Source organism: Methylobacterium goesingense, assembly GCF_022179225.1.
Classification (GTDB): Bacteria; Pseudomonadota; Alphaproteobacteria; order Rhizobiales; family Beijerinckiaceae; genus Methylobacterium; species Methylobacterium goesingense.
Map to the genome: position 1 here is coordinate 20,826 of NZ_BPQL01000019.1, position 13,917 is coordinate 34,742.

The 13,917-nt window shown below is 68.8% G+C and carries 24 protein-coding genes, 1 tRNA gene and 1 pseudogene; 20 read left to right on the top strand and 6 right to left on the bottom strand.

Annotated features, from left to right (window positions below; genetic code table 11):
- Position 1 precedes the first annotated feature (1 nt).
- Genes MFF30_RS04080 through MFF30_RS04095 form a run of 4 tightly spaced genes read right to left on the bottom strand, consistent with a single transcriptional unit; the run spans position 2 to position 1,301 of the window.
- Positions 2-376: a hypothetical protein gene (locus tag MFF30_RS04080; RefSeq protein ID WP_238276885.1), complete on the bottom strand. Its 375-nt coding sequence runs from the start codon at positions 374-376 to the stop codon at positions 2-4.
- Entirely contained in the window at positions 373-807 is a 435-nt protein-coding gene (locus MFF30_RS04085; protein WP_238276887.1) for a hypothetical protein, read from the bottom strand. Before MFF30_RS04085 ends, MFF30_RS04080 begins: the two co-directional genes overlap by 4 nt.
- Positions 808-1,086 carry a hypothetical protein gene (locus MFF30_RS04090; protein ID WP_238276889.1) on the bottom strand — a complete coding sequence of 93 codons (279 nt, stop codon included), beginning with the start codon at positions 1,084-1,086 and terminating at the stop codon, positions 808-810.
- Positions 1,083-1,301 (bottom strand): helix-turn-helix domain-containing protein, encoded by a 219-nt coding sequence (locus tag MFF30_RS04095; protein ID WP_238276891.1) that lies wholly within the window; start codon positions 1,299-1,301, stop codon positions 1,083-1,085. Before MFF30_RS04095 ends, MFF30_RS04090 begins: the two co-directional genes overlap by 4 nt.
- Between MFF30_RS04095 and MFF30_RS04100 the strand changes: the two genes are divergently transcribed.
- The 19 genes and pseudogenes from MFF30_RS04100 to MFF30_RS26065 all read left to right on the top strand — a co-directional run.
- Positions 1,300-2,097, top strand: coding sequence for a LexA family transcriptional regulator (locus MFF30_RS04100; RefSeq protein ID WP_238276894.1), 798 nt, complete (start codon positions 1,300-1,302; stop codon positions 2,095-2,097). The genes MFF30_RS04095 and MFF30_RS04100 overlap by 2 nt on opposite strands.
- 182 nt (positions 2,098-2,279) lie before the next feature.
- Positions 2,280-2,444, top strand: a complete 165-nt coding sequence (locus MFF30_RS04105; RefSeq protein WP_238276896.1) for a hypothetical protein — start codon at positions 2,280-2,282, stop codon at positions 2,442-2,444.
- A 104-nt stretch (positions 2,445-2,548) separates the two neighbouring features.
- Positions 2,549-3,004: a hypothetical protein gene (locus MFF30_RS04110; protein ID WP_238276898.1), complete on the top strand. Its 456-nt coding sequence runs from the start codon at positions 2,549-2,551 to the stop codon at positions 3,002-3,004.
- The gene (locus tag MFF30_RS04115) at positions 3,004-3,273 is read left to right on the top strand and encodes a hypothetical protein (RefSeq protein WP_238276900.1); all 270 of its coding nucleotides are present in this window, start codon (positions 3,004-3,006) and stop codon (positions 3,271-3,273) included. Before MFF30_RS04110 ends, MFF30_RS04115 begins: the two co-directional genes overlap by 1 nt.
- Positions 3,273-3,506, top strand: coding sequence for a hypothetical protein (locus MFF30_RS04120; protein WP_238276902.1), 234 nt, complete (start codon positions 3,273-3,275; stop codon positions 3,504-3,506). Before MFF30_RS04115 ends, MFF30_RS04120 begins: the two co-directional genes overlap by 1 nt.
- Entirely contained in the window at positions 3,503-3,664 is a 162-nt protein-coding gene (locus MFF30_RS04125) for a hypothetical protein (RefSeq protein ID WP_238276911.1), read from the top strand. Before MFF30_RS04120 ends, MFF30_RS04125 begins: the two co-directional genes overlap by 4 nt.
- Positions 3,661-3,879 (top strand): hypothetical protein, encoded by a 219-nt coding sequence (locus MFF30_RS04130; RefSeq protein ID WP_238276913.1) that lies wholly within the window; start codon positions 3,661-3,663, stop codon positions 3,877-3,879. Before MFF30_RS04125 ends, MFF30_RS04130 begins: the two co-directional genes overlap by 4 nt.
- Before the next feature lie 8 nt (positions 3,880-3,887).
- Positions 3,888-5,201, top strand: a complete 1,314-nt coding sequence (locus tag MFF30_RS04135; RefSeq protein WP_238276915.1) for an ATP-binding protein — start codon at positions 3,888-3,890, stop codon at positions 5,199-5,201.
- A gap of 5 nt (positions 5,202-5,206) precedes the next feature.
- A complete protein-coding gene (locus tag MFF30_RS04140; protein WP_238276917.1) occupies positions 5,207-6,181 on the top strand; it encodes a PD-(D/E)XK nuclease family protein in 975 nt (324 codons plus the stop codon).
- Positions 6,178-7,131: an AAA family ATPase gene (locus tag MFF30_RS04145; protein WP_238276919.1), complete on the top strand. Its 954-nt coding sequence runs from the start codon at positions 6,178-6,180 to the stop codon at positions 7,129-7,131. The genes MFF30_RS04140 and MFF30_RS04145 overlap by 4 nt, the downstream gene beginning before the upstream one ends.
- A gap of 61 nt (positions 7,132-7,192) precedes the next feature.
- Positions 7,193-7,609: a hypothetical protein gene (locus MFF30_RS04150; RefSeq protein ID WP_238276921.1), complete on the top strand. Its 417-nt coding sequence runs from the start codon at positions 7,193-7,195 to the stop codon at positions 7,607-7,609.
- On the top strand, positions 7,609-8,916 hold the full coding sequence (locus MFF30_RS04155) for a helicase HerA domain-containing protein (protein WP_238276930.1): 1,308 nt from the start codon (positions 7,609-7,611) through the stop codon (positions 8,914-8,916). Before MFF30_RS04150 ends, MFF30_RS04155 begins: the two co-directional genes overlap by 1 nt.
- A 35-nt stretch (positions 8,917-8,951) precedes the next feature.
- Entirely contained in the window at positions 8,952-9,737 is a 786-nt protein-coding gene (locus MFF30_RS04160) for a hypothetical protein (RefSeq protein ID WP_238276932.1), read from the top strand.
- Positions 9,737-10,165, top strand: a complete 429-nt coding sequence (locus MFF30_RS04165) for an ASCH domain-containing protein (protein ID WP_238276935.1) — start codon at positions 9,737-9,739, stop codon at positions 10,163-10,165. The genes MFF30_RS04160 and MFF30_RS04165 overlap by 1 nt, the downstream gene beginning before the upstream one ends.
- A complete protein-coding gene (locus MFF30_RS04170; protein WP_238276937.1) occupies positions 10,162-10,380 on the top strand; it encodes a hypothetical protein in 219 nt (72 codons plus the stop codon). Before MFF30_RS04165 ends, MFF30_RS04170 begins: the two co-directional genes overlap by 4 nt.
- Positions 10,377-10,673, top strand: coding sequence for a hypothetical protein (locus MFF30_RS04175; protein ID WP_238276939.1), 297 nt, complete (start codon positions 10,377-10,379; stop codon positions 10,671-10,673). Before MFF30_RS04170 ends, MFF30_RS04175 begins: the two co-directional genes overlap by 4 nt.
- A 45-nt stretch (positions 10,674-10,718) precedes the next feature.
- A complete protein-coding gene (locus tag MFF30_RS04180; protein WP_238276941.1) occupies positions 10,719-11,390 on the top strand; it encodes an HNH endonuclease in 672 nt (223 codons plus the stop codon).
- Positions 11,383-11,538, top strand: coding sequence for a hypothetical protein (locus MFF30_RS04185; protein ID WP_238276944.1), 156 nt, complete (start codon positions 11,383-11,385; stop codon positions 11,536-11,538). Before MFF30_RS04180 ends, MFF30_RS04185 begins: the two co-directional genes overlap by 8 nt.
- Positions 11,539-11,573: 35 nt before the next feature.
- Positions 11,574-12,545 (top strand): annotated as a pseudogene (locus MFF30_RS26065) (recombinase family protein); the annotation flags it as partial.
- Here MFF30_RS26065 and MFF30_RS26070 read toward each other — a convergent pair.
- A complete protein-coding gene (locus tag MFF30_RS26070) occupies positions 12,522-12,758 on the bottom strand; it encodes a hypothetical protein (RefSeq protein WP_306424558.1) in 237 nt (78 codons plus the stop codon). The pseudogene MFF30_RS26065 and the gene MFF30_RS26070 sit on opposite strands and share 24 nt — an antisense overlap.
- Positions 12,759-13,128: 370 nt before the next feature.
- A tRNA-Thr gene (locus tag MFF30_RS04195) sits at positions 13,129-13,204 on the bottom strand.
- A gap of 227 nt (positions 13,205-13,431) precedes the next feature.
- On the opposite strand from MFF30_RS04195, the gene MFF30_RS04200 reads away from it, so the two are divergent.
- Positions 13,432-13,905: a tellurite resistance TerB family protein gene (locus MFF30_RS04200; protein WP_238276946.1), complete on the top strand. Its 474-nt coding sequence runs from the start codon at positions 13,432-13,434 to the stop codon at positions 13,903-13,905.
- Positions 13,906-13,917: the final 12 nt, after the last annotated feature.

The window sequence follows — 13,917 nt, forward strand, 5'->3', positions numbered from 1 at the left end:
GTCAGGCGGCCCTCGCGGGAGCGCGCCACCAGAGGAGGCGGCAGACCCGCTCCCGCAGCGTCAGCGGCGCGGCCGGATCCTGATCGTCGCGAACGACAACCGGCGCGGAGGCCGGCGCCCAGTAGACGTCATCGCCGGTCTCGAGGGCGACCAGGACCTCGACCAGACGAGGATCGCGGACGCACCGCCCCAGGAACGACGAGGCGACCTTCAGACCGATGGCCCGGTCGCGCATCTCCTTCGAGACATCGTGCATCCCGCGCCCAGCGTCGGGGCAGCGGTGCAGGAAAACGTCGGCGTCGTCGGCCGCCTTCGTCAGCACGTCCGCAGACTCGCGACAGGCCTTCGCCGCATGGGCAAGCGCTTCGGCGTTCATGCGGCGACTCCCACGGGCCAGACGCCGTGAAGCGAGATGCGGAAGGAGGCGCCGTGCGCATGCCGGCGCGGCGCGGTCTCGGAGACCTCGATGCGGCCCATGATCGAACGGGCGATCGTCAGGCCTGCCCAGGCGCGGAAGGGCCGCGTGTGGGTCAGGTTCTTGGCAAGGACGCTTTCGGCGTGCAGCGGGCCGCCGTACGGGTCGTCCCCGAACATGGCGTCGAGCAGGTCCTCCCGGCTGATCGAGCGCCCGACCGAGCAGCACATCGCCACGCAGATGCGGAAGAGCTGCGTCGGCTTCCGGCCCTTGCCCAGGACGATGCGATCAGCACCGCGTCGGATGCACTGGCCGTCGTAGTCGACGACGAGCGCCTCGGGGTTCCGGAGCGCGATCGCGGCCGCGCGGCGGGGGGCGAGGATGACGCGCATCTAGATCACCCACCGGGTGCCGGCATGGTGATGCGCAGGGGCGTGGCCGAAATGGTGCTCCCCTTCACGCCGAACGGCCGGCGCGTCGCGAAGTCCGTAGACAGTCCTATCGGACGGCACCGTGTGCTCGCGCGAAACCACTGTCCGGCGCTGAAGCTCACAAAGCTGGCCGAACAGGACATCGTTCGCCGAGCGCAGATCCTTGGTCGCCGCCGCGATCCGCGCGTCGATGCGTCGGTCGAGCCAGCGCGACAGGGGGGCGAGGAGGCGGCGCATCACGCGGCCTGCTCGGAGGCGGCGGGGGCACAGCCCCTAAGGAGCTCGCCGGCAGTGACCAAGCCATCAGTCCCGTCGACGATTTTACGAATGGTCGCGCCTCGCGGATCACGCTCACCACGAAGGATGCGCGTGATGGTCGAGGGCGGCACGTTGATCTTCGCAGCGAAGTTCGCCGGCTTGATCTTGTGCTCGGAGAGGTAGGCTGCGAGATCCATGCCTGAGCATTTTGCCATATGGCAAGAAAAGTCAAGCGTGATTTGCCATTCGGCTCTGGCTGGGCTGCTGGGTGACCGCGATCCTTGCCGTATGGCGAACGAAGCACTGAAGCGCATCCGTCGGGAGCGTGGGCTATCTCTCGAGGCGCTGGCCGAGATGGTCGGCCTGTCGACCTCTCAGATTTCGAGGTTCGAGAGCGGAAAGCGCGAGCCGCGCGTCATCGACTTGGAGCGGATCGCATCTGCCCTTGGCTGCACACGCGACGACCTTATGCCGGGGGCCGTGCCTGTACCGGTCCAGCCGCAGCGCGGCCATCTTCTGCCGGTCCCCGTCGTGGGCAGGACAGCGGCTGGGGTGTTCCGCGAAGTCGTGGAATTCGAGGAGGCCGAGCCAGAGTACGTGTTCGAGCCTGAGGACGAAGATTTCCCGAAGGCCAGGCGCTTCGCGCTTACGGTTGAAGGGGACAGCATGAACGCTGCCGACCCGCCGATGCCGGATGGTGCTCGTGTAATTTGCGTCGACTTCGAGCAGACCGGCCAGCCTTACACGGACGGCATGGTTGTCGTGATCCAGCGTGTCCGGGAGGGCGGCCACCTCCGCGAGTGGTCCGTGAAGGAGATTGAACTGCACGACGACGAGGTTTGGTTCTGCCCACGCTCAACCAACCCGAAGCACAAGCCGATCAAGGTGCCCGCCGACCCTAAGGCGGATCACTGGAACTCGATGGAAGTGATGGGGCTGGTTCGGGACGTGTCGATTCGCGTCCGCCCGTCGAAGGGGAAGAGGACGGGCTGAAGGGGCGGGGTTATCCCCGTCATCCACAGGGGGTGGGCGCTGCCTCGTATCCCCCTCGACTCTCGGATTTATGTGAGAACAAATAGTGAACTTGGCGCAATCGGGAGAAGATGATGTTCCTTGAGGTTCCGACGGTCCGGGCTCGTTTCACGATGCGGTTGAGGTGTCACAACTGCCACCATATGACCTCGCGGACCATCGAGTCCCCGAACATCGAGGATGCGCCCGCCACGGTCGACGAACTACTCGAAAGCGCTTGGCTGAGCCGGCAGAATTTCGGGTGCGCACAGTGCGACAACACGATTGCCACCCTCATCAGCGTCCAGCAGCAGGACCCGACCCACTGATTCAGTTCGTGTGAAATCGTCTTCTTGCCATATGGCAAATAGCGCTTGACCAGCGTTTTGCCATTTGGCAAGGTAGCTCCATCGCCAGCCGATGGAGCCCTCCGGTGCCCAGCCAGCCGACCACCAAGCCCCCCGCCACCGTCCGGCTCGCCGGGCTGACCCGTTTCCCGGTTGAGGCCGACGCCTCCCGCCGTGACGCCGAGCGCGTCGTCAACGAGAACCTGCGGGCGGCCGAGCGCTTCGCCCTGACTGGTGGCCCCGTATCGCCGGACGCGGCCATCGCCGCGATCGAGGCGGGCCTCGCGATGGTCGCCCAGCCGGTCCAGCAGCAGCAGGCGAAGGCCCGCGAGACCACCGCCGAGTGGGCCGCCCGTATGAAGGCGAAGCACCCGACCCCAGCGCCCCGCCCGGTGCTGGAAGACAGCCCCGCCATGAAGGCCGCGCTCGCGGTCGCCGCCGACGCCGGCCGCCGCTACGCCGAGGCCCAGAACGCCGTCCGCGCCGAGCTCGACATCGCCGCCGCCCCGGCCCGCGCTGGCCGCTACGGGAAGGCCGCGTGATGGCCCTTTGGCTCATCCCGATGCGCCACTCCGCGCACGCCTTCCGCGTCGAGCGCGACGGCGACCCGATCGGGTTCACGTACCGCGACCTCGAGACGGGCGAGTGGCTGCTCACCGCCGACGCCGTGCGGTTCGATGACCGCGCCGCCCTCCCGGCCCCTTTCCAGCGCTGGACCTACGAGTTCGCCGCGCTCCCCGAGCTCTGCGCCTTCCTGAGCGCGCCGCTCCCCGCTTCCCCCGCAACCCTGAACCTGTCCGAGGCCGCGTGATGCTGTCCGATGGTCAACTCGCCTGCGTCGTCGTCACCGCGCCCATAGTGTTCGTCGGCGCCTTATGGGCCCTCGGGGACCTCGTCGGCCACGTCGCCACCCTCACGCCGGCCCCGCAGCCCGGCGACACCCTGCGCGCCATCGCGGGCCACGCCGTGCGCGTCGCCGTCCTGGTGCCCGCGCTGGTGACCGGCGCCCTGGCCCTCGCTTTCGGCCGGAGGGTCCGCCCGTGAGCCGCCCCGTCCGCCTCCTGATCGGCGTTCCACCCTTCCTGGCGCTGCGGGTGGCCTGCCTGCTCGCCTACGCCGTCGAGGCCGTCCTCGACTTCCTGTTCCCCCGCGTCGACCGCGCCCTGTCGCGTCTTGGCGCCTGGATGGAGGCCTCCCGGTGAGCCTCGCAGCACTCCTTGCGCGCGGACCCTTCAGCGTCCGGCCCGGCCGCCACACCACCGTCGAGGATCGGCACGGCGAATCCGCCTTCGTCGTCCTTGAGCCCCAGCACTTCCCCGAGCAGCGCCGCGCCGATGCGCAGGCCTGGGCCGAGATGGCCAACGCCGAGATCGAGCGCCGCAACGCCGACGCCGCCCTTCCTCAAGCCGCCGAGTGACCGCCGCCATGAAGATCATCGAATTGCAGGCCGAGAACGTGAAGCGGCTCCGCGCCGTCACGATCTCGCCCGAGGGGAACATCGTCGAAATCTCCGGCCGGAACGGGCAGGGGAAGAGCAGCGTCCTGGACGCGATCTGGTGGGCGCTGTCCGGCACCACCAACATCCAGGCCAAGCCGATCCGGAAGGGCCAGGAAGAGGCGCGCATCAGCGTCGACCTCGGCGAGTTGAAGGTGATCCGCACCTTCAAGGCCCGGGAGGACGGCACCCACACCACCAATCTCATCGTCGAGAACGGGGAGGGCGCGCGGTACCAATCCCCGCAGCGGATGCTCGACGGCCTCCTCGGTGCGCTGACGTTCGACCCGCTCGCCTTCACCCGCATGGACGGCAAGGCGCAGCTTGAGACGCTGAAGCGCTTCGTGCCGGGCGTCGACTTCGCCGCGATCGAGAAGGCCAGCAAGGCCGATTTCGACCGTCGCACCGAGGTGAACCGCACGATCCGCACCCTGCGCTCGCAGTCCGTCAGCATCGAGGTCCCCGCCGGCACGCCGGCCGAGCGCATCGACGATGCAGCCCTCGTCGCGAAGCTGGAGGAGGCGGGCGAGTTCAACACCGACCTTGAGCGCCGCCGTATCCGGCGAGAGCAGGCCGAGGACGAGGTCGAGGCGCAGGAAGCATCCATCGGGACCCTTCGGGCTCGAGCGAAGCAGCTCCGGCATGATGCCGACGAGGCCGACGCGGAGGCAGACAAGATCAACGCCCGCATGGTCGTCACGCGGGGCAAGCTCGCCGACGCCGAGGCCCTTCCCGAGCCCATCGACACGCTCGACCTGCGCGAGCGCATCGCGGAAGCCGGCCGCACCAACACCGCCGTCGCCCAGCGCGAACAGCGGGAGCGGATCGAGGCGCAGGTCCGGGCCGCTGAGACCGAAGCTGCCGCCCTCACAAAGGCTATCGAGGACCGCGCGACCCAGAAGCGCGAGGCCATCGCCAAGGCAGACCTGCCCGTGCCCGGCATCGGGTTCGGCGAGGACGAGATCCTGCTGAACGAGGTCCCGTTCGACCAGGCGTCCAGCGCCGAGCAGCTGCGCACGTCCGTCGCCATCGCGATCGCGGCCAACCCGAAGCTCCGGGTCATCCGCATCCAGGACGGCTCGCTCCTCGACGAGGAGGCCATGCGGATCCTCGCCGAGATGGCGCAGGCCGCCGACTACCAGGTGTGGATCGAGCGCGTCGGCGCCGGGAGCACCGTCGGAATCGTCATCGAGGACGGCGCGGTTGCCGGCTCGATTGTCGTCGCCACCGAAGCAGCGGAGTGACCGTCATGCAGATCCTCAACCACGAAGAGGGGCGCGTGTCGGCGCCCGGCCTCTACCAAATGCCGGCGCGGGTCTATCACGCCGACCCGGCCCCCGAGCCCTCGCTGTCCTCGTCCATCGCGAAGGTGCTCATCACCCAGAGCCAGGAGCACGCCTGGAGCGAGCACCCGCGCCTGGGCAAGGCCCCGGACGCAGAGCGGGACCCGACCCGGCCGATGGAGATCGGTACGGCGGCTCACAAGCTGATCCTGGGGCACGGCGCAGACCTCGTGATCATCGACGCGGCCGACTACAAGGGCGGTGCCGCCAAGGCCTCCCGGGCCGCCGCCTACGCCGCCGGGGATGCGCCGATCCTGCGCCCCGACTGCGAGAAGGCCGAGACGCTGGCCTCGCAGGTCGCGCTCCGGCTGGCCCGCATCCCCGGCTGCGAGGGCTTCCAGGGCGCGCCGGCCGAGGTCGTCGCCATCGCCCGGGACGTGTCCGGCGCCTGGCTGCGCATCATGATGGACCGCGTCGAGATCCACGCGGACCACGCCATCATCTGGGACGTGAAGACGGGCGACCAGTCCGCCGCGCCCCAGACCCTCGGCCGCCGCGTCGAGCAGATGGGCATGGAGGTGCAGGCCGCGTTCTACATCCACGTCCTGGGCCTGCTGTTCCCGCACCTGCAAGGCCGCATCGCCTTCCGGTGGATCTTCATCGAGAACGACGCGCCCCATGGCCTGTGTGTCGCCGAGGCGGATGCCGCCGGCCTGCACATCGGCGCCCACAAGGTCACCCTCGCGCTCACCCGCTGGAACAAGGGCCTCAAATCCGGGACATGGACCGGCTACCCGACGCAGATCGTCCGCGTCGACTACCCCGAGTGGGCGCAGAAGCGCTGGGCCGAGCGCGAGGAGCTCGAACTCTCCCAGGAGGTCCAGAACTTCGACCTGAACAAGAGCCCGTGGCGGCCCCTGGATTGGGAGGACGCAGCGTGAGCTTCTCGTTCGTCCCCGCAGAGCGCTTCAAGGAGCGCGCCGGCCTGTTCGTATCCCTCACCGGGGGCACCAACAGCGGCAAGACGTTCTCGGCGCTGCGCCTCGCGCGCGGCATCGCCGGCCCGACCGGTAAGGTGGCGGTGCTCGACACCGAAGGCGGCCGGACGCTCCACCTGAAGGGCGATTTCGCGTTCGACGCGAACGTGATGGACCCGCCCTTCCGGCCGATCCGCTTCGCCGAGGCCGCCAAGGCCGCCGAGGACGCCGGCTACGACGCCCTGGTGATCGACAGCTTCTCGATGGAGTGGGCCGGCCTGGGCGGTGTGCTCGACTGGCAGGCCGAGGAGCACGCCAAGACGGGCAACAAGGACAGCACCAAGGGCACGTCCTGGATCAAGCCGAAGATGGCCCACAAGGCCATGGTCTACGCGCTCCTCCAGCGGCGCATCCCGATCATCTTTTCCATCCGGGGCGAGGAAACGTTCGTCCCGCCCAACACGAAGCTCTTCAAGGCGATCACCAACAAGCAGTTCCCGTTCGAGGTGACCGTCTCGTTCCGGCTGGAGTCGGACCGCAAGGGCTACGTCGACCTGTCCGACCCGAAATCCTGGAAGATGGAAGGCGCACACCAGGAGATCTTCAAGCACGGCGAGCGGATCAGCGAGGAGCACGGCGCTGCGCTGGCCCGGTGGGCGTGCGGGGATCACGCGAAGGTCGTGCGCCCTGAGCCTCCGGTCACCCGCCGCGGCAAGGACGCCCTCTTCGCCGACGCACGCACCAAGGCGGAGGAGGGCTCGTTCGCCCTGAACGCCTGGCGGTTCGAACTCCCGGAGCGCGCCAGGGCCGCCCTCGACGAGATCACCCAAGAGCTCGACCAGATCGCGGACGCGGCCGACGCCCGCGAGGCTGGCGATTACGGCCTGACCGACGACCGCAGCGAAGCCGCCTGAGCGGCTCGCCCCTCTCCCCACCGCCCGCACCCCCGAGCCGCCCCACGCGAGGAATCCGTCCATGACCGATCTCGTCGAGCCCTACACCTTCGCAGACCCCGACCGGAACGACGTGATCGCGATCTGCGACCACTACCTCGCGATGGCGGGCCTCCCAACCTACTCCGCCCAGGCCGAGAACCTTGCGCGCTGGCAAGACACCGTTGGCGCGCGCCTGGAGGCGATGGCGCTGGGCACGGCCATCGCCGAGACGCGTCGGCTGCGGATGGCGCACGGTCACCTCGCGAACGCCATGACCGCCGCCGTTGCAGCGTTCGCGATCGGTGACACGCGGGAGGGCATGTGCCTCCTCGATGACGCTCAGCGCTTCGCGGTTCAGCATGAGGGGTTGGAAACGCGCCTCCCGCTGCCGGCGAACGTCGCCCACCTCGCCGCGCACCGCGTCGTGCGGGTCGGCGCCGACCTGCGGAGGCTGTGATGCTCGCAACCGTAGAACCCCGCACCCTTCAGGAAATGCACGCCCGCAAGGTCGCCGCCGATCGGCGCGGCGAGGAAGCGGCGCTGCGCCTGGTCACGTCCAGCTTGAAGCCGGCCGCGCCGCCACTTCCGGCAACGCCTACCGGAGACATCGTGCTCGGGCGGGCAGACACCGGCGGCAACATCGGGATCGACCTGCAGGCCCTGATTGAGGGTCGGCTCCTCGTTCAGGGCGCCTCTGGCTCCGGCAAGTCCTGGACACTGCGTCGGCTCCTCGAGCAGACGGCCGGCCGGGTGCAGCAGGTCGTCATCGATCCCGAGGGCGAGTTCAGCAGCCTCGCGGAGTCATACGGGCATCTTCGGGTGGATGCCCACCACCTCGACGCCGCCGCCATGGCCACGCTGGCGCACCGCGTCCGCGAGCACCGCCTTTCCATCCTGGTGGATTTCTCCGACCTGGACCGCGAAGGCCAGATGATCGCGATCGCTGCGCTGTTCGGCGCCCTGATCGACAGCCCCCCGGAGCACTGGAACTCCACCATCGTCGCCGTCGACGAGGCGCACCTGTTCGCGCCATTCGGCGGCCACTCGTCGGCGCCAGCATCGGTCCGCAACGCCTCGATCGCGGCCGTCACCGACCTCATGAGCCGGGGGCGCAAGCGAGGTCTCGCCGGAATCCTCGCGACCCAGCGCCTCAACCGGCTGTCGAAGTCGGTCATCTCCGAGGCCCACAACTATCTGATCGGGCTCAACACCCTCGACCTCGATATCCGTCGCGCGGCCGAGACCATCGGCTGGGACGCACGCCGTGCCTTCGACCGCCTGCCGATGCTCAAGCCGGGCGAGTTCGTGGCGGTTGGCTCCGCGTTCTCGCGCAGCCCGGCCGTGACCCATGTCGGCCCGGTGCAGACGCAGCACCGCGGCGCGGCGCCAACGCTCGCCGCACCAGCGCCCCTCGATGCGAACGCTGCGGCGCGCCTCCTCGACCTGGAACATCTCGCCGGCGTCTCGGCCGCCGACGCCGAGACCCGTGCGGCCGCCGCGATGGCACCGGGCCTCAAGGCGGTGCGCGGCTTCATCCGCGATCCCGCCTTCGCCACCGCTGGCAAGGCTTGGGGCGCGCTTCTCCCGCTCGCTCCGGAGGGCGCGACCGTCGCCGAGCTTGCCGCCTTCCTCGAGGTCCCCGCCCAAGACCTCGCTGCCGGCCTGGCGCTCCTCGATGCCCAAGGCGTGCTGGAGTTCACCGGCGAAGGGGCGACCCGGGCCGTCCGCGTCGAAGAGCACATCGCCAAGGAATTGCGCCCGTGACCAGTCTCACCCCCGTTTCTTTCAAGAAGGGCCGCGTGAGCGAGCCCCGCCTCTCGCCCCGTTACGTCCCCGGCCGCCGCAGCGAACGCTTCTGGACGGACGACGAAAAGGCTGTCCTGCGCGAGCACTACCCCACCGGTGGCGCGAAGGCCTGCCAGGCGCGCCTACCCAATCGGTCCATCACAACGATCTTCCAGCAGGCCGGCAAGCTCGGTCTGTCGGCACCGAAGCAGCCGGAGAAGCGCACCCGCCACGAGTATTCGCCCGAACTCGATGAGCGCATCCGGGCGGCGTGGCCGACCCTCAAGGGGAAGGGCGCGGTCGCGGCGCTCGCCGACACTCTGCAGGTGCCGCGCTGGTGGCTGACGAAGCGCGCGACCAAGCTGCATCTCACCATGCCGCACAAAAAGGAGCCGGCCTGGACCGAAGCTGAGAACGCTCTGATGCGGAACGTGCCGCTGCACGACCCAGACCGCTGCGCCAAGATCTTCCGGGAGCACGGGTTCAACCGATCCCCCACCGCCATCGTCGTGCGGGCGAAGCGCTTGGATATCTCCCGCCGGACCCACGAGACCCTGTCCGCCCGTGCGGCCGCAAAGATCCTTGGCGTCGACGACAAGCACGTCACGGCGCTGTGCATCGCCGGCGATCTGGTGGCCGGGCGGCGTGGTTCGAAACGCCTTGCGCAGCAGGGCGGCGACGCCTGGGCCATCGAACCCCAGGACCTGCGCCGGTACGTGCTCGACCACCTAAAGCGGATCGACATCCGGAAGGTCGACAAGCTCGCGTTCGTCGCCCTCATCGCGAACGAGGCCGCCTGATGGTTGCCTACAGCTTCAAGAAGCAGTTCGGCCCGCCGATCCTAGCCGGCACCAAGGCGCAGACGATCCGCGCGGACCGGAAACGCCACGCGCGCCCGGGCGAGGAGTTGCAGCTCTACACCGGGATGCGGACGAAGCACTGTCGGCTGGTCGCGCGGGTGCCGTGCATCGCCGTCGAGCCGGTCCGCCTCGTCTTCAGCCGGCGCGGTCCATCGGAACTGTTCGAAATTGCCGGCACGCCGCTCAGCCCGCGCAAGATGATTCGCTTCGCCCACGCCGACGGTTTCGACAGCCTCGACGCCATGAACCGCTGCTGGTGGGCCGAGCACCCGCCGGAGGAGGGCGACACCCTCGATTTCACGGGCGTGGTGATCTGCTGGACGCCGCTCGCCCCTGCCGACGCCCTCGACATTGGAGCCGCAGCATGACGCGGACGCAGTTCATCGTGGCGATGGCCGTCGAGATCGGCGTCGCCGGCAACCTGCCTGCACGCCGGGCCGTGCCGCTGGCGAGCGCAGCCTACCGCGCTTTCGAGGAGGGCTGCGAGGTCGAGTTCGGAGACCCGGGCTTCGCCTGGGACGAGGACGCGGCCCGGATCGTCGCTCGCGAGTACGAGATCAACCATTGGGAGATGTGTGCATGACCGCCCCGTCCCTGCTCCATGCCGCCCGCCACGCGCACGATCGGCGCGACCGCATCATCGCCATGGCGAGGGTCATGCGCGACCTCGAATACGCGCCCTGCACCGACGTGCACCTGCGCGCGGCCGGGTTCACCGACGCCGAAATCGAGGTCTACCAGCCCGAGGCCGTCGGCGTCATCGCGGGCCGCCCCACGTCCCTCCGAACCATCCCCGCCGGCCGGATCGCGGCCAACGCGATGGTGCGGAGGGCTCAGTCCATCCGCCTGCGTCACCGCCAGGGAGCCGCCGCGTAATGGCCGAGCACAGCACCATCGAATGGACCGACGCGGGTGCTTGCCATGGGTAGAGCGTCCTCGCTCCATGAGCGCATCCTGATCACGCTCGTCCGGGAAGGACAGTGGGAGATCGACGACCAGGGATGCATCTGGTGCGTCGCCGATCGCCGAGGCCTTAAGGCTGGAGGCAGCCATCTCGTGCCCTGTGAACGCCGGCGGATCGAGCACCGGACGCCTCAAGGCTATCTGCAGGTTCGTGCGATGATCGAAGGTCGACGCATTCACTGCGGCGCTCATCGCCTCGTCTGGCAGCACCTTCACGGCGACATTCCGGAAGGCTTCGAGATCAACCACGACAACGGCCTGAAGGACGACAATCGGCCGAGGAACCTGCTGTGCGGGACCGGCGGAGAGAACGTGAAACATGCTCACCGAGGCGGACTGATTGACCAGCACGGGCAGAAGAACCCATCGGCAAAGCTGACCGACAGTCAGGTTGCGCAGATCCGACTCGCCTACGACAAAGGTGGGTTCACGATGGAGCAGCTCGCAGCGCGCTTTGGTGTACGGCATCAGACGGTCTCGAAGATCGTGCGCGGCGAACGACGCCCAAAGCAGGGTGGGCCCGTAAGCCCGGGCGACCATCGGCATCTGGCTACCAGGCGAGATCCGTCATCAGGCCAGCTCCTCGACGGCGTGGAGCACAACGGCATGCCGGAGGTGCGCCATGGCTAAGGCTCGCACCAGCAGCCAGCCCGATACTCTGCCCCCGCTCGACCCCGACATGGTTCGCCTCGTCGAGGCGCTTGCCGTAGCTGTCGCCCGCCGTGATCATCGCGCCGCGCTCGCACAACGCGACGAGGCCAGAGCCAAGAGAAAATGAAGCGCACAGCTCTGTATGCCCGCTACAGCACCGACATGCAGAACGAGCGCTCCGTCGAGGATCAGCTTGAGCTGTGCCGCGCCTATGCGGTCCGCGAAGGGCTGAGCGTTGTGTCCCGGTTCTCGGACAAGGCGCGGTCCGGTGGGTCCATGTTCGAGCGCGACGGCCTCCTCGCCCTCCTGGCCCAGGCGCAGTCACCGCAGCGCCCGTTCGATGTCCTGGTGGTGGAGGCGCTCGACCGCCTCTCACGCGACATGGAAGACCTCGCCGGCATCCATAAGCGACTGACCTTTCATGGCGTCGAGATCCGCGCCGTGCACGAGGGCGTTGCGTCGACCGTTCTCGTCGGCCTCCGCGGCCTCGTCGGCCAACTCTTCCGCGAGGACGGCGCCAAGAAGATCAAGCGCGGTCTTTCGGGCGTGGTCCGGTCAGGCCGAATCGCCGGTGGCTTGGCCTACGGATATCGGGTTGTGCCCGGCCGCCCAGGCGAGCGCGAGATTGATCCGAGGCAGTCGCAGATCGTTCTCCGGGTATTCGAGGAGTACGCGGCCGGCTCGGTCCCGCGCCGGATCGCCGCCGGGCTGAACCGCGAAGGCATCGACCCGCCGCGCGGCCTCCTCTGGAACGCTTCGACGCTGAACGGATCGTCGGCGCGCGGCAACGGCATGCTCAACAACGAGCACTACGTCGGCCGAATCGTCTGGAATAAGGTCTCGAAGGCCCGCAATCCCTACACCGGGCGCCGGGTCCCGCGCGTGAACCCGACCGTGGAGCGGGAGACCACCGAAGTCCCGGCCCTGCGGATCATTGAGCAGGACCTTTGGGATGCCGTGCAGGCCATGCGGGCCAAACGGTCGAAAGCTCACCCCCACCACAGCCGGCGGCCACAACATCTCCTGTCCGGGCTGCTGCGCTGCGGATGCTGCGGGTCCGGCTACACGGTGCACGACCGCGACAAAACCGGGAAGGTGCGTATCAGGTGCTCAGCACACCGCGAGAGTGGTAGTTGTGAGAACCGGCGGATCATCTACCTGCCGGCCGTCGAAGCGGCCGTGATCGACGGTATGCGGACGCACCTGCGCGACCCTCGCATGATCGAGGTCTTCGTGAAGCGCTACAACGCCGAGCGGCGCCGCCTCGCCAGCACGGCGGATCGCGATCGCGCCAAGACCGAGGCCCGACTCGAAACCTGCCGCCGTGAGTACGACCGGCTGCTCCAAGCCTTCACCAAGGGGATTCTATCCGACGCCGACGCCGAGGCCCTGCTCCCGAAGCTACGTGAAGAGCGAGCCAGGCTCGAGACCGAGCTTTCCGCGATCGAAGGGTCGCCCCAGGTGATCGCGCTGCATCCGACCCTGGTCGCGGATTACCTGCGGCACGTCGAAGCCCTGCGGGAGACGCTGTCGGATTACGGACGGCATGAAGGCGAAGCGGGCGAGACGCTGGTCGCCTCGTTCCGCGCCTTGGTCGAAACCGTAACGATTCATCCTGGTGCGCCGCGCCAGGGATTCGAGGTCGAGGTCCGCGGGCGGTTGTCCGAACTGATCGGCGAGCCGGCGTTCCCGGACGGGCGCGTTAGTGGGGGATTGGTGGTGCCGCAAGAGGGATTCGAACCCCCGACCCCCTCATTACGAATGAGGTGCTCTACCAGCTGAGCTATTGCGGCACGAACCGGGCCCGGACGCCGTGTTCCGGCAGGTCCCGTTCGGGGGAGGGTCATATCGGGCGGCGCGGGGAATGGCAAGCTGGATCACGCGACATGGTTAGTCGCGTGGCCGTCCAGATCGATGCATCCCGGTCACGGTGGCGACGGATCGGTTCGACAGGGTGATCACGTTCCTTGACGGCATGGTGCCCCGCCCCGAAGGCTTGCCCGGTCTCCCGAGGATCGCCATGTCGCTGATCGCCCGCCTTCGTGCCTACGCCGCCGATGCCTTCGGGCTCGGCGGGACCGACACCGTCGCCATCGAGGCGGACGAGCGCCTCGCGGCGATCGCATTGCTCGTCCACGTGGCCCGCGCCGACGGCGTGCTGGCGCCCGAGGAGACGGAACGGCTCGGCCGGCTGGTGGTCGGGCGCTTCACCGAGACCCGCGCCGAGGCGGAGGCCCTGATCGCGCGGGCCGCCGCGTTCGACGCGCAGACCCGCGACATGGCGCAATTGGTCGAGATGATCGGCCACGAGGTCGGGCCGGACCGGCGTGCCCGTCTCCTCGCCATGGCCTGGTCGGTGGCAGGCGCCGACGGCAGCGTCCACGAATTCGAGGAGGCCCTGGTCTGGCGCCTGGGCGGCCTGCTCGGCCTCGACGAGGCGGCCATCGGCGAGGCGCGCCGCAACGCCGCCGAGGGGCGGGTGACGCTGAATTGACCGCGCCGACGC